This is a genomic window from Pseudomonas sp. NPDC089408 (assembly GCF_044749445.1).
Lineage (GTDB): Bacteria > Pseudomonadota > Gammaproteobacteria > Pseudomonadales > Pseudomonadaceae > Aquipseudomonas.
This window is the reverse complement of record NZ_JBIVHY010000007.1, coordinates 100,167-119,749: the sequence shown is the minus strand read 5'-3', so window position 1 is coordinate 119,749 and position 19,583 is coordinate 100,167. Positions and strand designations below refer to the sequence as shown.

Genomic DNA, 19,583 nt, shown 5'->3' with positions numbered 1-19,583 from the left:
CACAGCTCCACACGACACATCCGGGATACCTGGCAGGGGTGAAATGGCTCTCGACCGGGGAGCAACACTCCCCACACCCACGTGTTACCCAGGAGAGATGCCATGAATTTCAAGACCTTCGCCAGTGCCAGCCTGTTTGCCGTGCTCAGCTTCGGCGCCATTGCCGCCCAGGCCGCTAGTGCACCGATGCATGACGACGGGGCCATGCAGTACCGTTACGGTGAGCATCTGGATGTGAAGAAAGTGCTGTCGGTGCAGGACGACCAGAGCAACGCCTGTGGCCTGGTGAATACCCGCATGGACTACCTCGATTCCCACGGCCAGCAGCAGAGCGTGCAGTACCGCACCTACGCCACCGGCGGTTGCCATGAGAATTGATCGGCGCCTGATGGTGAAAGCAGGCGGCTTAGCCCTGGCCCTCACGGGGCTGGGCCTGGCCGGGCACCTGATGGCCCGCGACAGCTACGGCGCCATGCCGTCGCTGGCGGGGGCCAGCCAGTGGCTGAACTCGGCACCGCTGGATGCCCTGGGGCTCAAGGGCAAAGTCGTGCTGGTGGACTTCTGGACTTGGGACTGCATCAACTGCCAACGTAGCCTGCCGCATGTCAATGACTGGGCACGGCGGTATGCCGATCAGGGCTTGGTGGTGGTGGGCGTGCACACGCCGGAGTACGACTACGAGCATGATGTCGGCACCTTGCGCGACAAGGTGGCCAGGCTTGGGATCGGTTACCCGGTGGCGGTGGATAACGACCACAAGGTGTGGAATGCCTGGGGCAACCAGTTCTGGCCGGCGCATTACTTTGTCGACCGCAAGGGGCAGGTGCGCCATGTGCACTTTGGCGAGGGGGATTACGGTGGGCAGGAGCAGGTGATACAGGCGTTGTTGGATGAGCAAGGGTGATCGCCTGCGCCGGCCTCTTCGCGGGCTTGCCCGCTCCTACAAGGGCTCCGTAAACCCCTGTGGGAGCGGGCAAGCCCGCGAAGAACCCAGCACCAATCTATCAGGTGAAGCTGGCGAAATGCGCCTGCATCCGCGCCGCATCCGCCTGGCGCCCGCTGAACAGCTCGAACGCCTTCACCGCCTGGAACACCGCCATGTTGCTGCCATCCAGCGTACGGCAGCCCAGTGCCCGGGCAGCGCGCAGCAGTTCGGTTTCCAGCGGGAAGTAGATGATCTCTGCCACCCACAGGCGCGCATGCAGCAGCTCCACTGGCAGCGGTGTGCCTGGCAGCTTGGCCATGCCTACCGGCGTGGTGTTGACCAGCCCGTCCGCCTCGGCCAAGGCCGTGGCCAGGTCATTGCCGAGTACGGCGCGTCCTGCGCCGAAATGGCCATTCAGGTTGTCCACCAGCGCTTGCGCACGGGCCGCATCCACCTCGAATAGCACCAGCCGCTCGACCCCCTCGCCCAGCAGGGCATGGGCCACGGCCGAACCCGCACCGCCAGCGCCCATCTGCACGACTTGACGGCGTGCCACATCAGGCAGACCGCGGCGCAGGCCTTCGGCAAAGCCCAGGCAGTCGGTGTTGTGGCCGACCCGCTTGCCGTCCTTGAGTACCACGGTATTCACCGCGCCGATGCCGCGGGCTTCGTCCGACAGTTCGTCGAGCAGGGGCAGGATCGCCTGCTTGAACGGGTAGGTGATGTTGAGGCCGGTAAAGCCGGTGTGCTGCGCAGCGTCGAGCAGGCCGGGCAGGGCGCTGTCGTCCAGTTGCAACTGGTCGGCGTCGATCAGCCGATACAGGTAGCGCAGGGCCTGGGCGTCACCTTCGTGTTCATGCAGCGCAGGCGTGCGCGACAGCTGAATACCGCGGCCGATCAGGCCGGCAAGGATGGCGTGCTGGCTCATGCAGTGCGCTCCTGGAACATTTCGGCGAAGTGGCTGATGGCCATGCGGTAACCATGGCTGCCAAGGCCGCAGATGACACCGACGGCGATCGACGAGACGAACGACAGGTGACGGAACGGCTCGCGCTTGTGCACGTTGGACAGGTGCACTTCGATGACGGGCACTTCGCTGGCCACCAGGGCATCGCGGATGGCCACCGAGGTGTGGGTCCAGGCGCCGGGGTTGATCACGATGCCGGCGCAGCGGTTGCGCGCGGCGTGGATCCAGTCGATCAGTTCGCCTTCGTGGTTGGTTTGCCGGAATTCGACTTCCAGGCCGTGGGCTTGGGCAGTGTCGGCACAACCCTGGCCAACGTCGGCAAGGGTTTCGTGGCCGTATTGTGCAGGCTCGCGGGTGCCCAGCATGTTCAGGTTGGGGCCGTTGAGCACGAGAATAAGGGGCTTCATGACGGGCATCGCTTTGTTGTTGTTGGATGCGCGTAGTTTTGTACTGACTGGTTAGTTTCGTCAATTGGACACGATTGTTGCAGCGGGAAAGTGGGCGATTATCGAACCGTGCAAGCCGTTTCAACTGCAGTGCCTGATTACAAAATTGTAATTTTCCTGCCACCGCCCCGATAAGCGCAGCTTTCTACAGTCCCTCGCCAACGCTTCGCCGACGAGGACCTGTTCCGTGCCCATCCCCCGCAAGATCGCCTTGCTCTGCCTGCTACTGGCGGCTGCTGCCAGCGCCCAGGCCAGCCAGCGCCTCAGTTTGCCCCAGGCGCTGGCCGCCGCCTTTGCCCAGAACCCCGAACTGGCTGCGGCCGGCCGTGAAATCGGCATTGCCGATGGCGAACGGCGCCAGGCCGGGCTGATCCCCAACCCGGAGCTGGCCTGGGAGGTTGAAGACACCCGCCGCGACACCAGCACCACTACCGTCACCCTCAGCCAGCCGCTGGAACTGGGTGGCAAGCGTGGTGCGCGTATCGCCGTGGCCGGTGTCGGCCAGGCGATTGCCCAGCTCGACCTGGAGCGCCAGCGCAATGGCCTGCGTGCCGATGTGGTGCAGGCCTTTCATGCGGCCTTGCGCGCGCAGACCGCGCTGGAGCTGGCGCAGCAGTCGCAGGCCCTGACCGAACGCGGGCTGCGAGTGGTACAGGGGCGGGTCACTGCCGGCCAGTCATCGCCGGTGGAAGCCACCCGTGCCCAGGTGCAACTGGCCCAGGCCCAGGCCGAAGTACGCCGCGCGCAAACCCAGCGCAGTGTGGCGTACCAGGCCCTGGCGCGGTTGACCGGCAGCCCGCTGGCCAGCTTTGAGCAGTTGCAGGCGGCCAACCTTTCGCCCGGCATTGCGCCCGATGTCGACAGCTTGCTCGCGCACGTTGAACAAACCGTGGAATGGCGCCTGGCCGCCGCCCAGGTCGAGCGCGGTGACGCGTCGCTGGGATCGGAAAAGGCCCAGCGTATTCCCAACCTCACCGTCAGCCTCGGCAGCCAATACAGCCGTGAAGACCGCGAGCGGGTGAACGTGGTCGGGCTGTCGATGCCGCTGCCGCTGTTCGACCGCAACCAGGGCAACGTGCTGGCGGCCGCACGCCGTGCCGACCAGGCGCGTGACCTGCGCAACGCCGTGGAGTTGCGCCTGCGCAGCGAAACCCGAAGCGCAGTCAGCCAGTGGGGCACGGCCATGCAGGAGGTCGACGCCTATGACCGCACCATCCTGCCTGCTGCACAGCAGGCCGTGGACACCGCCACCCGCGGTTTTGAAATGGGCAAGTTCGCCTTCCTCGATGTGCTCGATGCCCAGCGCACCCTGATCGAGGCCCGCGGCTTGTACCTCGAGGCCCTGGCCTCGGCGACCGACGCACGCGCACAGGTCGAGCGCATCTACGGCGACCTCGCCGGCCTGGGTAACAAAATGAACAGCAGGAGCAACAATGACTAACCCACGCAAGCTAGCCCTTCTGGCCGCTGCCATTGCCGCGCTGGGCCTCGGTGGCCTGGCCTGGACCGGCAACCTCGGCCAGGCGAGCAAGGCAGAAGCCCGCCACGACGACCATGGCGAAGACAGCCACGGCCATGCAGAAGAGAAGGCCGCTGATGGCCATGCAGAAGCAGGCCATGGCGATGAAGAAGGCCAGTTGCACTTGTCTATCGCCCAGATCGAAGCGGCCGGCGTGCAGGTGGCTGTCGCCGGCCCCCGTGAGCTGGGCATTGCTATCAGCTTTCCGGGTGAAATCCGCTTCGACGAGGACCGCACCGCGCATGTCGTGCCGCGGGTGCCGGGTGTGGTCGAGGCCGTGCAGGCCGAGCTGGGGCAGGCCGTCAAGCGTGGTCAGGTACTGGCAGTGATCGCCAGCCAGCAGATTTCTGACCTGCGCAGCGAGCAGCAGGCCGCCCAACGCCGCCTGGAACTGGCGCGCCTGACGTTCCAGCGTGAACAGCAGCTGTGGCAGGAGCGCATCAGCGCCGAGCAGGATTACCTGCAGGCGCGCCAGGCGCTGCAGGAGGCCGAGATTGCCTTGGCCAATGCCCGGCAGAAGGTCGCCGCCGTGGGCCCGGCCGGCGCCGGCAACCGCTATGAGCTGCGCGCGCCATTCGATGCGGTGGTGGTGGAAAAGCACCTGACCGTAGGTGAGGTGGTCGATGAGACCAGCAACGCCTTCACCCTGTCCGACCTGAGCCGGGTCTGGGCCACTTTCGCCGTGGCCCCGCGTGACCTGGACAAGGTGGTCACCGGTCGTAAGGTCATGGTCAGTGCGCCAGACCTGGGTGCCCAGGTCGAGGGCAAGGTCAATTACGTCGGTAGCCTGCTCGGCGAGCAGAACCGCGCCGCCACTGTGCGTGCCACCCTTGCCAACCCTGATGGAGCCTGGCGCCCCGGGTTGTTCGTCAATGTGGCGGTCAGCGTCGAGCGCTTCAAAGCCGCGGTGGTGGTACCGGAAACCGCCTTGCAAACCTGGGAAGACCAGACCGTGGTGTTTGCCCGTACCGAGCAAGGCTTCGAGGCGCGCCCGGTGCAGACCGGCCGTCGCGATGGCGGCCAGGTAGAAATCACCCGCGGCCTGGCCGCCGGTACCCAGGTGGCTGCCGCCGGCAGCTTTGTCCTCAAGTCCGAGCTGGGCAAAGGCTCGGCCGCGCACAGCCATTGATCACGGGAACTCCTGCATGTTCGAACGCCTGATCCAATTTGCCATCGAGCAGCGCCTGGTGGTGATGCTGGCCGTGGTCCTGATGGCTGCGGTGGGTATCCACAGTTACCAGAAGCTGCCGATCGACGCCGTGCCGGACATTACCAACGTCCAGGTGCAAATCAACACCGCCGCCCCGGGTTACTCGCCGCTGGAAACCGAGCAGCGCATCACCTTCGCCATCGAAACCGCCATGGCCGGCCTGCCCGGGCTCCAGCAGACCCGCTCGCTGTCGCGCTCGGGCCTGTCGCAGGTCACGGTCATTTTCGATGACGATACCGACTTGTTCTTCGCCCGCCAGTTGGTCAACGAGCGCTTGCAGGGGGCGCGCGAACAATTGCCAGAGGGCATCGAGGCCGGCATGGGGCCGATCTCCACCGGGCTGGGGGAGATCTTCCTGTGGACGGTGGAAGCCGAGGAAGGCGCACTCAAGGAGGACGGTGCGCCTTACACCCTGACCGACCTGCGGGTGATCCAGGACTGGATCATCAAGCCGCAGCTGCGCAACGTGCCCGGGGTGGCCGAGGTAAACAGCATTGGTGGCCATGCCAAGCAATACCTGATTGCACCGGAGCCCAAGCGCCTGGCGGCCTATAAGCTTACCCTCAACGACCTGATCGCGGCGCTGGAGCGCAACAATGCCAACGTCGGCGCCGGCTATATCGAGCGCAATGGCGAGCAACTGCTGATCCGCGCACCGGGCCAGGTGGCCTCGGCCGAGGATATCGCCAACGTGGTCATTTCCAGTGTCGATGGCACGCCAATCCGTGTCAGCCATGTCGCCGAAGTGGGCCTGGGCGAAGAGCTGCGCTCCGGCGCGGCCACCGAAAACGGCCGGGAAGTGGTGCTGGGTACAGTGTTCATGCTGATTGGCGAGAACAGCCGCACCGTGTCGCAGGCGGTTGCCGCCAAGCTGGTCGAGATCAACCGCAACCTGCCCAAGGGGGTAGTCGCGGTGACCGTGTACGACCGCACCAACCTGGTGGAAAAAGCCATCGCCACGGTGAAGAAAAACCTGGTCGAAGGCGCGATTCTGGTGATTGCGGTGCTGTTCCTGTTCCTTGGCAATATACGCGCGGCGCTGATCACCGCTATGGTCATTCCGCTGTCGATGCTGTTTACCTTCACCGGCATGTTCAGCAACAAGGTCAGTGCCAACCTGATGAGCCTGGGCGCGCTGGACTTCGGCATCATCGTCGACGGCGCGGTGGTGATCGTGGAAAACGCCATCCGCCGCCTGGCCCATGCCCAGCAGCGCCATGGCCGCATGCTGACCCGTGCCGAGCGCTTCCATGAGGTGTTTGCCGCCGCCCGCGAGGCGCGCCGGCCGCTGATCTACGGGCAGTTGATCATCATGGTGGTGTACCTGCCGATCTTTGCCCTGACCGGGGTCGAGGGCAAGATGTTCCACCCCATGGCCTTTACCGTGGTCATGGCCTTGCTGGGTGCGATGATCCTCTCGGTCACCTTCGTGCCGGCAGCGATTGCCCTGTTTGTTACCGGCAAGGTCAGGGAAGAAGAAGGCCTGGTGATGCGCACGGCGCGCCAGCGTTATGCCCCGGTATTGGCCTGGGTGCTGGGCCAGCGCAAGCTGGCATTTACGGGGGCCGCCATGCTGGTGCTGTTGTCCGGGGTGATGGCCAGCCGCATGGGCAGCGAATTCATACCCAGCCTGAGCGAGGGCGACTTTGCCCTGCAGGCCCTGCGGGTGCCGGGCACCAGCCTGTCGCAGTCGGTGGACATGCAACAGCGCCTGGAGCAGGCGATCATCGCCCAGGTGCCGGAAGTGGAACGGGTGTTCGCCCGCACCGGTACCGCCGAGATTGCTTCCGACCCGATGCCGCCAAACATTTCCGACGCCTACGTGATGCTGCGCCCGCACGAGCAGTGGGCCGACCCGGGCAAGCCACGGGATGAACTGATTGCCGAAGTACAACGCGCGGCGGTCAGCGTACCGGGCAGCAACCACGAGCTGTCGCAGCCGATCCAGCTGCGCTTCAACGAGCTGATTTCCGGGGTGCGCAGCGATGTGGCGGTGAAGCTGTTCGGCGATGACATGGACGTACTCAACCGCACCGCCGCGCAGATCGCCAGCAGCCTGCAGCGCGTGCCTGGCGCGTCCGAGGTGAAGGTCGAGCAGACGACCGGCCTGCCCGTGCTGACCATCGACATCGACCGCGACAAGGCTGCCCGCCATGGCCTGAACGTGGGCGATGTGCAGGACGCCATCGCCATTGCCGTGGGTGGCCGCAAGGCCGGCACACTGTACGAGGGCGACCGCCGCTTCGACATGGTGGTGCGCCTGCCTGAGACTTTGCGTACCGATGTGGACGGCCTGGCCAGCCTGCTGATCCCAGTGCCGGCCAATGCTGCAGCGGGGGCAGGGCAGATCGGCTTCATCCCGTTGTCGCAGGTGGCCACGTTGAAGCTGCAACTGGGCCCGAACCAGGTCAGCCGCGAAGATGGCAAGCGCGTGGTGGTGGTCAGCGCCAACGTGCGCGGGCGCGACCTGGGTTCGTTCGTCGAAGAGGCCGAGCAGACCTTGATTGGCCAGGTGCAGATACCACCGGGTTACTGGACGCGCTGGGGTGGCCAGTTCGAGCAGTTGCAGTCGGCGGCGCAGCGGCTGCAGGTGGTGGTGCCGGTGGCCTTGCTGCTGGTCATGGCGCTGTTGCTGATGATGTTCAACAATCTCAGGGACGGCCTGCTGGTGTTTACCGGCATCCCGTTCGCCCTGACCGGCGGGGTACTGGCGTTGTGGCTGCGGGATATACCGTTGTCCATTTCTGCCGGCGTGGGGTTCATTGCCCTGTCGGGGGTGGCGGTGCTGAACGGGTTGGTGATGATTGCCTTTATCCGTGGGCTGCGTGAGCAAGGGCACACGCTGCGGGCGGCGGTCGAAGAAGGCGCGTTGACCCGTTTGCGGCCGGTGCTGATGACGGCGCTGGTGGCGTCGCTGGGGTTCATACCCATGGCCCTGGCGACCGGGACCGGGGCTGAGGTGCAGCGGCCGCTGGCGACGGTGGTGATTGGCGGGATTCTGTCTTCCACGGCACTGACCTTGCTGGTGTTGCCGGCGTTGTATCAGTGGGCGTACCGGCGCGAAGAGGCGCAGGAGGGTTAAGGTCCCGGGGGCCAGGCATGAGCCAGGGTAAGCGTGACGGCAAGCACCGGGCCGACCCGCTGGATGCGGTTCAGCGAAGCGTTGCGTGATCGGCCGGCGTCTCGCGAAGCGCTGCTCGCCGAAGGCAAGGCCATGACCGCACGCCGGCGCAAGGCTGGCAAGGCGGCCAAGGCCAGCCTGTTATCGTTGTTGCTGGCCGGTAGCCTGTTGATGGAGGCCTGGTCATAGGCCGGGTTGATTGACCGCCTGCACCGGCCTCTTCGGGGGCTTGCCCGCTCCCACAGGATTCCCGTCACGAACGCGTGACCTGTGGGAGCGGGCAAGCCCGCGAAGGGGCCGGTGCAGGCAATCAATAATTATTTTCATCCACACATCCACATCCGCCCATGCCCAACCGCCACTCCGGTGAAGTCACTTGAATCGTATGGGGAACACATGGGTAACCACCTTTCACCGCTGACGCTGCTCGCCGCCAGCGTACTGGCCTGTGCCAGCGTCCAGGCACAAGGCGCCACCTACAGCCTGGATATTCCGGCCAACGCTTGGACCGTTCACTAAACACCCTGGCCCAGCAGACCGGCAGCCAAAATGGTCAAGCTGTGGAGCACCTACCGTCTGCCCGGTGAACTGGACCGCCTGACCGTGGGCGGTGGCATGAACTGGCAGAGCGGCATCCACTTCACTGCCGCGCCTACCGACCTGGACAAGACGGTCAAGGCCAAGCAGGGCCAGTTTGCGGTGTTCAACCTGATGGGCCGTTACCAGATCACCGACCAGCTTTCGACCACGCTGAACGTCAACAACCTGTTCGACAAAAAGTATCTCAGTGCGCTGGATACCACGTTCTACAGTGGCTACTACGGCGAGCCGCGCAACCTCATGGTGACCACCCGCTGGGACTTCTGAAGGCAGGGATGCGTTCCTTTGTAGGAGCGGCCTTGCGTCGCGATGGGCCGCAAAGCGGCCCCAAAATTGTGGCTGGCATAGATTGCCGGGGCTGCTTCGCAGCCCATCGCGACGCAAGGCCGCTCCTACAGGGACCGCACAGGGCTCTAGATGGCATATGCTGAACACACCGCCCGCACTAAGGAGCTACACATGGCCTGGTCCGCCACCCAGTATTCCCTGTTCGAAGATGAACGCACCCGCGCCGTGCGCGACCTGCTCGCCGCCATCCCGTCGCGCCCGGTGCGCCACGCCACCGACCTGGGATGTGGCCCCGGCAACTCCACCGAAGTGCTGCTGCAACGCTACCCCGACGCCCAGGTGACGGTGCTGGACAGTGACCCCGACATGATCGCCAAGGCCCGCGAGCGCAAGCGGCTGTGCATCCCCCGGGTACGCACGGCTATCGGCGATATCAGCGGCTGGTCCGCGCCCGAACCTCAGGACCTGATCCTCGCCAATGCCTCGCTGCAATGGGTACCCGACCACGCCTCGCTGTACCCGCACCTGGTACGCCAGTTGAGCGAAGGCGCCAGCCTGGCCGTGCAGACCCCGGACAACCTCGACGAGCCCGCCCACCGGCAATTGCGCGAGATTGCCAGCCAGGGCCCCTGGGCGGCCAAGTTCGCCGACTTCCAGCTGCCGCCCCGGCATAGCGCGGCGTTCTATTACGACCTGCTCAGCCCGTTGTGCGCGCGGGTGGATGTATGGCGCACCACCTATCACCACCCGTTAATGGGTGGCGCCGAAGCGGTGGTGGAATGGTTCAAGGGCTCGGCGCTGCGGCCTTATCTGGCCAGGCTGGATGAACAGGAGCAGGCCAGCTTCCTGCAGATGTACCTGCAGGCGATGCAGCGCGACTACCCGCCGGCCACCGACGGCAAGGTGCTGTTGCCGTTCCCGCGCCTGTTCGTTGTCGCTACCCGCTAGGGCGGCGCCAGCGCCAGGCCACGTAGCTGTAGACGCCCAGGTTGAGCAGCAGTACGAAGCTGCCCAGCAGCAGCTGGATGTGCGGGGTCAGCCCGGCAGGGTAGATCAGTGGCCAGATGTAGTGCTCGACGAAGCCGCCTTGGTAGCCCGCGTCACCGGCGGCGCTGCGCATGCGGTTTTCCCAGGTGGTCAGTGGGCAGCCGAGGTGCAGGCATTCCACCGCCAGGCCCCAGGCCAGGGCCGGCAGGTGCAATAGCAGGGCAGGGCGCCAGCGCAGTACCAGCAGGCCACCGAACAGCACCAGCAGGATGAAGGCCAGGTGCAGCAGGACCAGGGTGTCGGCGGCGAGGCGGTAGAGCATGGGGGGAGTGCCGGGAGGGGAGGTTATCCCAGCATAGTTGGGTTGACTGTACCGGCCTCTTCGCGGGTAAACCCGCTCCTACACTGGAATGCATAACCCTTGTAGGAGCGGGTTTACCCGCGAATAGGCCGGCACAGGCTTACAACCCTTCCTCAACCATCTGCAAAAAGGTCGCCACCACCCGCCGCGTACGCTGCTCGCTCAAGCACACCAGGGTCTCGGTCAAATGCCGCTGGCAATCGACAATCGGCAACGCACACACCCGCGCATCGGCGCCAAACTCCGCCGCCGACACCACCCCCACACCAATCCCCACCACCACCGCCTCACGCGCGGCCTCGCGGCCTTCCACTTGAATGGCCGGGCGAATCCGCAGCCCGGCCCGCTGCATCTCTTCCTCCAGCGTCTGTCGCGTTACCGAGCCAGGTTCGCGCAACACCAGTGGCGTGTCGTCCAGATCCGCCAGGCTGATCGAGCCGCGGCTGGCCCACGGGTGGTTGTGCGAGACAAACGCCACCATCGGGTCGCGCCGCAGCGGCAGGCAGTGCAGGCGCTCATCGTCGACATCCCGGCCAAGCAGGGCCAGGTCGGCCTGGTAGCTGAACAACCGGGCCAGCGACTCATCGGTATTGCCGGTCTCGATCTTCACCTGGATGCCCGGGTAGCGCTGGCAGAAGCGGGCGATCTGCGGCAGCACGTGCACCGGCGCATCCACTGCCAGCACCAGGCTGCCGGTGTGCAGCGCACGCGAATCCTGCAGCAGGTCATGGGCCTCGGCTTCACAGGCGAACAGGCGCTGGCTGATGCCCAACAGGCGCTCGCCAAGATCGGTGAGCTGCACCGAGCGCTTGTTGCGGTGGAATAGCAACACGCCGAAGCGTTCCTCCAGTTTGCGTACCTGGTCCGACACCGCCGGCTGGGTCAGAAACAACTTTTCTGCCGCGCGGGTAAAGCTGCCGTGCACGGCGACCGCATGGAAAGCCTTGAGTTGTGCGTGGGAAACCGACATGACCACCTCAGTAACAAGCTGAGCTTATGTGTGTAATACGATAAATCGATTTTATTTATTTTTCCGCAACTGTTTCCATGCATTTCAGCCCGACGCAGGCACCACAAGTGCCGCCAGGGCCACGGTGCCCACCCGGTGCCACCTGACCCGATGACAGCCTCGTCATCGCTGTGCGTAACACAAGAACAAGACAGGCGTTTCTTCACATTCTGCCGGCACACTCAAGCAAGAGGTCAGACTTAAATGAATCAATCCCTAGCCGCGTTCAAACGTTGGCGCATGCAGATTTTCGCCATCACCTGGCTGGCCTACGCCGCCTTCTACTTCACCCGCAAAGCTTTTTCGGTGGCCAAGCTGGGCATCGCCGAAGACCCGGCCTTCATGCTCGACAAGGCCGCCATGGCCAACCTCGACGCCATTTACCTGGCCGCCTATGCCGTGGGCCAGTTCACCTGGGGCATGCTGGCCGACCGCTTCGGCCCGCGCGTGGTGGTGCTTGGCGGGTTGCTGATATCCGCCGTGGCGGCAGTGGTGATGGGCAGTTACGCCACCTTCCCGATCTTTGCCACCTGCATGCTGGTGCAGGGCCTGGCGCAATCCACCGGCTGGGCCGGCCTGTGCAAGAACATTGGCAGCTTCTTCCCGGCCTCGCAGCGCGGGCGGGTGCTGGGCCTGTGGAGCTCCTGCTATGCCTTCGGCGGCCTGGTGGCTTCGCCGTTTGCCGGCTGGTGGGCCTATACCCTGGTCGGCACCTGGCACGCGGCGTTTTTCTCCAGCGCCGCGGTGGTGGCGCTGGTGGCGGTGCTGTTCTTCTTCCTGCAGCGCAACAAACCCGAAGACGTCGGCCTGCCGGCGGTGGAACCCGAACCGCAGAGCATGGCCCCGGCCGACAACCTGTGCAGCGTGTGGGCACCGCTGAAAGAGATTTTGCGCAACCGCACGGTGTTGACCCTGGGCCTGGCGTACTTCCTGCTCAAGCCGGCGCGCTACGCCATCCTGTTATGGGGGCCGGTGATCGTCTTCGAGCAGATGCCCTCGGTGGGCAAGGTGGGCGCGGCAATCATCCCGACCGCCTTCGAACTGGCTGGGCTGCTGGGGCCAATCATGATTGGCCTGGCCTCCGACAAGCTGTTTGGCGCCCGGCGCATGCCGGCCTGCGTGATCAGCCTGGTGCTGTTGACGGTGACCCTGGCGGCGTTCATGGCGGCGATGCACACCGGCAGCGTGATGCTGGTGGTGGCCTTGCTGTTTGTCATGGGCCTGACCCTGTACGGGCCGGACTCGATGATCAGCGGCGCCGCCGCCATCGACTTCGGCACGGCCAAGGCCGGGGCCACCGCAGCGGGCTTCGTCAACGGCTGCGGTTCGGTGGGCGCGGTGCTGGGCGGGTTGCTGCCAGGTTACTTCGATGGCGTCACGGTGTTCATCGTGTTTGCCGGCTGCGCGCTGTTCTCGGCGCTGGTACTGCTGCCGCACTGGAACAGCCGCCCGGCCAGCAGCCCGCAGAGCAGCGATGTGGCACCGAACACCAGCATGGCAATCAAGCCACTGCGTACCTAAAGGAAAGCGAGCGGATGAGACCCTTCTGGCTGCAACAGGCCCTGGCATCGACCCAGGAGGCGGTGTGCCCGCCGCTGCAAGGCGACGCCCGTTGCGATATATGCATCGTCGGCGGTGGTTATACCGGCCTGTGGACGGCGTTGATGCTCAAGGAGGCGGTACCGGCGCTGGATGTAATGCTGATCGAGGCCGACATCTGCGGTGCCGGGGCCAGTGGCCGTAATGGCGGGTGTGCGTTGTCCTGGTCGGCCAAGTACTTCACCCTTGAGCGCCTGTTCGGTGCGGCCGAGGCGGTGCGCCTGGTGCGTGAGTCGGAGCGCAGCATCAGTGAGATCGGCGCGTTCTGTGCGGCCAATGGCATCGATTGCGACTACCGTCTGGACGGCACGCTGTACACCGCTACCAATGGCGCCCAGATAGGCGCCACCGATGCGGTGATCGCCGCGCTTGAGCACAAGGGCATCAACGCGTTCCGCCGCCTGCCGCTGGAGCAGGTGCAGCGCCTGGCCGGTTCGGCGCGGCACCTGGAAGGCTGGTTCTCGCCAGCCGCTGCCACCGTGCAGCCGGGCAAGCTGGTGCGCGGCTTGCGCCGGGTGGCGTTGCAGCGCGGGGTGCGCATTTTCGAGGGCACCGCCATGACTGGCCTGGAGCATGGCGCCCCGGTGCAGGTGCGCACGGCCAACGGTAGCGTGCGCGCCGACCGCGTGGTGCTGGGCCTCAACGCCTGGATGGCGCGGGCCTTTCCACAGTTCGAGCGCAGCGTGGCGATTGTCTCCAGCGACATGGTCATTACCGAACCGTGCCCCGAACTGCTGCGCCAGATCGGCCTGGACAGCGGCATCAGCGTGCTCGACTCGCGCATTTTCGTGCATTACTACCACAACACGTCCGATGGCCGGCTGATGCTGGGCAAGGGTGGCAATACCTTTGCCTATGGCGGGCGCATGTTGCCGGTGTTCGACCAGCCATCACCGTACCGGCCATTGCTGCGCGAAAGCCTTGGCGGGTTCTTCCCGGCGCTGGCCGAGGTGCCGCTGGCGGCCAGCTGGAACGGCCCGTCGGACCGCTCGGTGACCGGGCTGCCATTCTTTGGCCGGCTGGACGGGCAGGGCAATGTGTTCTACGGGTTTGGCTATTCCGGCAGCGGGGTGGGGCCGTGCCATATGGGCGGGCAGATCCTGTCGTCGCTGGCGCTGGGGCTGGACAACCCGTGGACCCGCTCGCCGCTGGTCAAAGGGCCGCTGGGGCTGTTCCCGCCTGAGCCAATCCGCTACCTGGGGTCGCTGATGGTGCGCAATGCCATCCGCCGCAAGGAGCGCGCCGAAGACCACGGGTTGCGCCCGCGCCGGCTGGATGTGCGCCTGGCGCGGTTTGCGGCGGCGGCAGGTAAAGCCGATAAAGGCTGAGTCTTTGGCGATACCCGCTTTTGTGGGAGCGGCCTTGTGTCGCGAATGGGTCGCGAAGCGGCCCCCAGCGATTACTTGTCGAACACCGGCTCGAGGGCGTATAAACTGCACCCACTTTTGGCCGGTCGCTTCCTGAACCGGCCGCTGAAACAAAGAGAGTCGACATGGGCGCACAGTGGAAAGCCAAACATAGAGAAACAGCGGCCAATGCCAAAGGCAAGGTGATGGGCAAGCTGGCCAAGGAAATTCAGATTGCGGCCAAGTCTGGCGCCGACCCGGACATGAACCCGCGCCTGCGCCTGGCCATTGTCCAGGCCAAGAAAGCCTCGATGACCCGTGAAACCCTGGAGCGTGCCATCAAGAAAGGTGCTGGCCTGGACGGCGAAGCCGTGCAGTACCATGCCGTCAGCTATGAAGGCTTCGCCCCGCACCAGGTGCCACTGATCGTCGAATGCCTGACCGACAACGTCAACCGCACCGTCGCGCAGATCCGCGTGCTGTTCCGCAAGGGCCAACTGGGTGCCAGCGGTTCGGTGACCTGGGACTTCAACCACGTCGGCCTGATCGAAGCCACCCCGGAAGGCGATGCCGACCCGGAAATGGCCGCCATCGAAGCCGGTGCCCAGGACTTTGAAGACGGTGAAGAAGAGGGCTCGACCCTGTTCATCACCGACACCACCGACCTCGACGCGGTGCAAAAGGCCCTGCCGGAGCAAGGTTTCACCGTGACCTCGGCGAAGATCGGCTACACCCCGAAAAACCCGGTGAGCGCGGCCAGCCTGAGTGCTGAAGCGCTGGCCGAGGTTGAAGCGTTCCTCGAAGCGATCGACGAGAACGATGATGTGCAGAACGTGTATGTTGGTCTGACTGACTGATCTGTGTAATTGGGGCCGCTTTGCGGCCCATCGCGACACAAGGCCGCTCCTACAGGGACCGCGCAAGCCACAGGTAGATGCGGTCCCTGTAGGAGCGGCCTTGCGTCGCGAAACGAGGGCGAAGCCCTCGCAGCAGTCCGGAGCCGAACCCCGATGAACCCCACCTTCGCCTCCCTCAGCCTCGCCCACCTGCGCACCCTCGACCACCTGCTGCAGCTGAAAAACCTCAGCCACGCCGCCGAGCGCCTGGGCGTCAGCCAGTCGGCCCTGAGCCGCCAGCTGGCCCTCTTGCGTGAAGCGTTTGACGACCCCTTGCTGGTGCGCCAAGGGCGCGGATACGTGCTTAGCGAACACGCCGAAACCCTGGTCGAACCGCTGCGCCAAGTCCTGGAAGAACTGCAAGCCCTGCGTCAGCCCGCAGTCTTCGACCCGGCCCGCTGCGAGCGGCGCTTCTGCCTGGCTGCTTCGGACTATGTGGCCGAACACATGCTGCCGTTGCTGGTCGCTGCGCTGGAACAGGAAGCACCGGGCGTTTCGCTGGAGTACCGCACCTGGCAGGCCGGCCAGTACGCCTTGCTGGCCAGCGGCGAAATCGACCTGGCGACCACGCTGTTCGATGAGTCGCCGCCCAACCTGCACGGGCGCCTGCTGGGTGAGGACCGCGCGGTGTGCCTGATGCGCCCTGACCACCCGCTGGCTGCACATACCGCGCTCAGCCAGGCCGATTACCTGGCCCACAAGCACGTGCGTATCTCCGGCGGTGGCGACAAGGACAGCTTCATCGACCGCCACCTGCGCGCCCAGGGCCTGCAGCGGCGGGTCAGCCTGGAAGTGCCGTTTTTCTCGGCTACGGTCAAAGTGGTTGCCAACAGCCAGGCCGTGGCCACCGTCCCCGAGCACATTGCCCGGCAGCTGAGCCGCTTGCATGACCTGGCCTGGCGGCCGCTGGGCTTCATCGACCACAGCCAGCGCTACTGGGTGGTGTGGCACCAGCGCTTGCAGGCCTCGGCCGAACACCGCTGGTTGCGCAACCGGGTGTTCGAGTTGTGGCGCCAGTCGCAGTTCGGTGTGCAGGGTGGGCATGCGGGTTTGCCATAGCAGCTATGCGTGATGTGGGGTTATTCGGTTTGGCATAGGTGCCTAGACTGGGGGCATTGTGTTGTTTGTTCCGGCCTCTTCGCGGGTGAACCCGCTCCTACAAGGGTCTACGCTGGCCTGTGTAGGAGCGGGTTCACCCGCGAATAGGCCGGGACAGGCAACGGACAACCCACAGGAGAGCCAGCGTGACCCCCGAACAATTCCGCCAATACGGCCACCAGCTGATCGACCTGATCGCCGACTACCGCCAGACTGTCGGCGAACGCCCGGTCATGGCCCAGGTCGAGCCCGGCTACCTCAAGGCCGCCTTGCCAGAACAGGCCCCCCAGCAAGGCGAACCCTTCGAGGCCATCCTCGACGACGTCAACCAGCTGGTCATGCCCGGCCTGTCCCACTGGCAGCACCCGGACTTCTATGGTTATTTCCCTTCCAACGGCACACTGTCCTCGGTACTGGGTGATTTTCTCAGCACCGGCCTGGGCGTACTGGGGTTGTCGTGGCAGTCCAGCCCGGCGCTGAGCGAACTGGAAGAAACCACCCTCGACTGGCTGCGCCAACTGCTAGGCCTGTCTGGTCAATGGAGCGGGGTGATCCAGGACACCGCCTCGACCAGCACCCTGGTGGCACTGATCAGTGCCCGTGAGCGTGCCACCGACTACGCCCTGGTGCGCGGCGGCCTGCAGGCCGAAGCCAAGCCGTTGATCGTGTATGTCAGCGCCCACGCCCACAGCTCGGTGGACAAGGCCGCGCTGCTGGCCGGTTTTGGCCGCGACAACATTCGCCTGATCCCCACCGACGAACGCTACGCCCTACGCCCAGAGGCGTTGCAGGCGGCCATCGAGCAAGACCTGGCCGCCGGCAACCAGCCCTGCGCCGTAGTGGCCACCACCGGAACCACCACCACCACCGCTCTCGACCCGCTGCGCCCGGTCGGCGAGATCGCCCAGGCCCATGGCCTGTGGCTGCATGTGGACTCGGCCATGGCCGGTTCGGCAATGATCTTGCCGGAATGCCGCTGGATGTGGGATGGCATCGAGCTGGCCGATTCGGTAGTGGTCAACGCGCACAAGTGGTTGGGCGTGGCCTTCGATTGCTCCATTTACTACGTGCGCGACCCGCAGCACCTGATCCGGGTGATGAGCACCAACCCCAGCTACCTGCAATCGGCAGTGGATGGCGAGGTGAAGAACCTGCGTGACTGGGGCATCCCGCTGGGCCGCCGGTTCCGCGCGTTGAAGCTGTGGTTCATGTTGCGTAGCGAAGGGGTTGAAGCGTTGCAGACGCGGCTGCGGCGTGACCTGGACAATGCCCAGTGGCTGGCGGGGCAGGTTGCGGCTGCGCCAGGCTGGGAAGTGTTGGCACCGGTGCAGTTGCAGACTTTGTGCATTCGCCATCAGCCGGCAGGGCTGGAAGGGGAGGCGCTGGATGCGCATACCAAAGGGTGGGCTGAGCGGCTGAATGCGTCCGGGGATGCGTATGTGACGCCGGCGACGCTGGATGGGCGGTGGATGGTGCGGGTGTCGATCGGGGCCTTGCCGACTGAGCGGGGGGATGTGGAGCGGTTGTGGGCGCGTCTGCGGGAAGTGGTTACAGGTTGAAATTGCCCGGGGCCGCTTTGCGGCCCTTTCGCGACACCAGGCCGCTCCTACAGGGGATCGCGTCGGTGTGGGCTTGCGCGGATCCCCTGTAGGAGCGGCCTCGTGTCGCGATAGGGCTGCAGAGCAGCCCCTTGCAATCTATCAGTGACTCACCGCCTGAAAGCTACCTTTACGGCTAGCCTCATAGGCTTCCTTCTCCATCGGCTTGGCGTCTGGGTTCCCCAGGTCTTCCATCGCCAGGCGGTGGGTTTCCGGGGCAATGTAGGCCGCCAGGGCGCACACGCAGGTGATGAAGAATGCAAGCCCGCCAATCACCAGCGGGATGTTCTCCGAGCCAGGTGGGGCAACGAGGGCGAACAGCGCCGGCAGCATAGCGGTCAGCATGGTGCCGATGTTCTGCGCAATGGCCATGGCCGAAACGCGGTAGCGGGTGTGGAACAGTTCTGGGTAGAAGCTTGGGAATACTGCGTTGTAACCCTGGTAGACCATGCCCCACATCACGATCGAAGCGGTGAAGGCCAACGGCACGTTCTGGATGCTGATCGCATACAGGTAGACAAAGGCCAGCAGGCCCGAGCCCAGGCAACCGGCAATCATGGTCGGGCGACGGCCGATCTTGTCAGACAGGTTGCCGACAAACGGAATCACCAGCACCGCGACGATGTTGCCGACCACCGGGATCCACAGGTACACGCTCTTGTCGAAGCCGATGCCATAGGCCGGCTGCACCGCGTAGGCCGCACCAAAGATGGTGGCCACTACCGGGATCACGTTCATCAGCGCCATGAACATCACCAGCACCATGTGCTTCCAGCTGTGGCGGAACGCTTCGCTGATCGGCGACTTGGCTACCTTGTCCTGTTTTTCTTCCTTCACGAACGCCGGGGTTTCGTGCACTTCCTTACGGATGATGAAACCGGCAATCAGCACGATGGCGCTCATCAGGAACGGAATACGCCAGCCCCATTCGGTGAAGGCTTCGCTCGGCATGAAGTAGGCCAGTGGCAGGAATACGGCCGCGGCCATCACCTGGCCGGCCTGTACGCCTTGCAAGGTGAAGCTGGCGTAGTAGCCTCTTCGGCCGAACGGTGCGTGCTCCATGATCATGGAACTGGCCCCGGAGATTTCCCCGGCTACCGCAAAGCCCTGGATCAGGCGCAGTACCACCAGCAGGGCCGGTGCGAGGTAGCCGATGTCGTGGTAGGTCGGCAGCAGGCCGACGGCCATGGTCGACAGGCCCATCAAGAACATGCACAGCAGCAGCACGTTCTTGCGGCCGCGGGTATCACCCCAGTGGCCCAGCACGAAGGCGCCGACCGGGCGCGCCAGGTAGCCCACGCCATAGGTGGCCAACGAAGCAATGATGGCCATTTTCGGGTCGGTATTGGGGAAGAAGATCTGCGGGAAAATCAGTGCAGCGGCCTGGGCATAGATGAAGAAATCGTAGTACTCGAGTGCCGAGCCTATCCATCCACTGGCGGTCGCTTTTTTTGCTTGCGAGCTGGAGTGAGCCATCGTTGTCTCCGTTGTTATTGTTGTTTGCGCAGGTTCCGCCATGGGTTTTGCCAAGGCAGGAGGCAGCGGTCGGTGTGCCTGCGTCTGTGGTTCATGTTGACCACGGGCCAGTGGGCTGGCAATTCGCTAAAACGGGT

Annotated in this window: 19 protein-coding genes; 14 read left to right on the top strand and 5 right to left on the bottom strand. The window is 64.8% G+C overall.

Going from position 1 to position 19,583, the window contains the following annotated elements:
* Positions 1–102 precede the first annotated feature (102 nt).
* Together ACIP02_RS13735 and ACIP02_RS13730 are read left to right on the top strand one after the other, a co-directional pair.
* Positions 103–378 (top strand): DUF2790 domain-containing protein, encoded by a 276-nt coding sequence (locus tag ACIP02_RS13735; RefSeq protein WP_400617343.1) that lies wholly within the window; start codon positions 103–105, stop codon positions 376–378.
* Positions 379–388: 10 nt separating this feature from the next.
* On the top strand, positions 389–904 hold the full coding sequence (locus ACIP02_RS13730) for a thioredoxin family protein (RefSeq protein ID WP_400617537.1): 516 nt from the start codon (positions 389–391) through the stop codon (positions 902–904).
* 100 nt (positions 905–1,004) lie between these two features.
* Here ACIP02_RS13730 and ACIP02_RS13725 read toward each other — a convergent pair whose 3' ends face one another.
* Entirely contained in the window at positions 1,005–1,853 is an 849-nt protein-coding gene (locus ACIP02_RS13725; protein WP_400617342.1) for a shikimate dehydrogenase, read from the bottom strand.
* The gene (gene aroQ, locus ACIP02_RS13720) at positions 1,850–2,299 is read right to left on the bottom strand and encodes a type II 3-dehydroquinate dehydratase (protein ID WP_400617341.1); all 450 of its coding nucleotides are present in this window, start codon (positions 2,297–2,299) and stop codon (positions 1,850–1,852) included. Before aroQ ends, ACIP02_RS13725 begins: the two co-directional genes overlap by 4 nt.
* Before the next feature lie 226 nt (positions 2,300–2,525).
* Between aroQ and ACIP02_RS13715 the strand changes: the two genes are divergently transcribed.
* From ACIP02_RS13715 to tam, 7 genes are all read left to right on the top strand, one after another.
* The gene (locus tag ACIP02_RS13715) at positions 2,526–3,779 is read left to right on the top strand and encodes a TolC family protein (RefSeq protein ID WP_400617340.1); all 1,254 of its coding nucleotides are present in this window, start codon (positions 2,526–2,528) and stop codon (positions 3,777–3,779) included.
* Positions 3,772–4,986, top strand: coding sequence for an efflux RND transporter periplasmic adaptor subunit (locus ACIP02_RS13710; protein ID WP_400617339.1), 1,215 nt, complete (start codon positions 3,772–3,774; stop codon positions 4,984–4,986). The genes ACIP02_RS13715 and ACIP02_RS13710 overlap by 8 nt, the downstream gene beginning before the upstream one ends.
* 16 nt (positions 4,987–5,002) lie before the next feature.
* The gene (locus ACIP02_RS13705; protein ID WP_400617338.1) at positions 5,003–8,149 is read left to right on the top strand and encodes an efflux RND transporter permease subunit; all 3,147 of its coding nucleotides are present in this window, start codon (positions 5,003–5,005) and stop codon (positions 8,147–8,149) included.
* Between the two features lie 33 nt (positions 8,150–8,182).
* Complete coding sequence (locus ACIP02_RS13700) at positions 8,183–8,377, top strand: hypothetical protein (protein WP_400617336.1); 195 nt, start codon at positions 8,183–8,185, stop codon at positions 8,375–8,377.
* A 207-nt stretch (positions 8,378–8,584) separates the two neighbouring features.
* Entirely contained in the window at positions 8,585–8,707 is a 123-nt protein-coding gene (locus tag ACIP02_RS13695; protein ID WP_400617334.1) for a hypothetical protein, read from the top strand.
* A 30-nt stretch (positions 8,708–8,737) separates the two neighbouring features.
* Complete coding sequence (locus tag ACIP02_RS13690; RefSeq protein ID WP_400617332.1) at positions 8,738–9,055, top strand: TonB-dependent receptor domain-containing protein; 318 nt, start codon at positions 8,738–8,740, stop codon at positions 9,053–9,055.
* 192 nt (positions 9,056–9,247) lie between these two features.
* On the top strand, positions 9,248–10,024 hold the full coding sequence (gene tam / locus ACIP02_RS13685) for a trans-aconitate 2-methyltransferase (RefSeq protein WP_400617330.1): 777 nt from the start codon (positions 9,248–9,250) through the stop codon (positions 10,022–10,024).
* On the opposite strand, the gene ACIP02_RS13680 is transcribed toward tam, so the two are convergent.
* Both ACIP02_RS13680 and ACIP02_RS13675 read right to left on the bottom strand, forming a co-directional pair.
* A complete protein-coding gene (locus ACIP02_RS13680; protein WP_400617328.1) occupies positions 10,014–10,385 on the bottom strand; it encodes a DUF2784 domain-containing protein in 372 nt (123 codons plus the stop codon). The two genes, tam and ACIP02_RS13680, sit on opposite strands and share 11 nt — an antisense overlap.
* 139 nt (positions 10,386–10,524) lie before the next feature.
* Complete coding sequence (locus tag ACIP02_RS13675; RefSeq protein WP_400617326.1) at positions 10,525–11,394, bottom strand: LysR substrate-binding domain-containing protein; 870 nt, start codon at positions 11,392–11,394, stop codon at positions 10,525–10,527.
* Between the two features lie 243 nt (positions 11,395–11,637).
* Here ACIP02_RS13675 and ACIP02_RS13670 point away from each other — a divergent pair, with 243 nt between their 5' ends.
* From ACIP02_RS13670 to ACIP02_RS13650, 5 genes are all read left to right on the top strand, one after another.
* Positions 11,638–12,954: an MFS transporter gene (locus ACIP02_RS13670; RefSeq protein WP_400617324.1), complete on the top strand. Its 1,317-nt coding sequence runs from the start codon at positions 11,638–11,640 to the stop codon at positions 12,952–12,954.
* 14 nt (positions 12,955–12,968) lie between these two features.
* Positions 12,969–14,360, top strand: a complete 1,392-nt coding sequence (locus ACIP02_RS13665; protein ID WP_400617322.1) for an FAD-dependent oxidoreductase — start codon at positions 12,969–12,971, stop codon at positions 14,358–14,360.
* A gap of 164 nt (positions 14,361–14,524) precedes the next feature.
* Positions 14,525–15,235, top strand: a complete 711-nt coding sequence (locus tag ACIP02_RS13660) for a YebC/PmpR family DNA-binding transcriptional regulator (RefSeq protein WP_400617320.1) — start codon at positions 14,525–14,527, stop codon at positions 15,233–15,235.
* A 153-nt stretch (positions 15,236–15,388) separates the two neighbouring features.
* Entirely contained in the window at positions 15,389–16,333 is a 945-nt protein-coding gene (locus ACIP02_RS13655; protein WP_400617318.1) for a LysR family transcriptional regulator, read from the top strand.
* Between the two features lie 185 nt (positions 16,334–16,518).
* The gene (locus tag ACIP02_RS13650; RefSeq protein WP_400617316.1) at positions 16,519–17,931 is read left to right on the top strand and encodes a DOPA decarboxylase; all 1,413 of its coding nucleotides are present in this window, start codon (positions 16,519–16,521) and stop codon (positions 17,929–17,931) included.
* A gap of 141 nt (positions 17,932–18,072) precedes the next feature.
* Here ACIP02_RS13650 and ACIP02_RS13645 read toward each other — a convergent pair whose 3' ends face one another.
* Entirely contained in the window at positions 18,073–19,446 is a 1,374-nt protein-coding gene (locus ACIP02_RS13645; protein ID WP_400617314.1) for an MFS transporter, read from the bottom strand.
* Positions 19,447–19,583 lie beyond the last annotated feature (137 nt).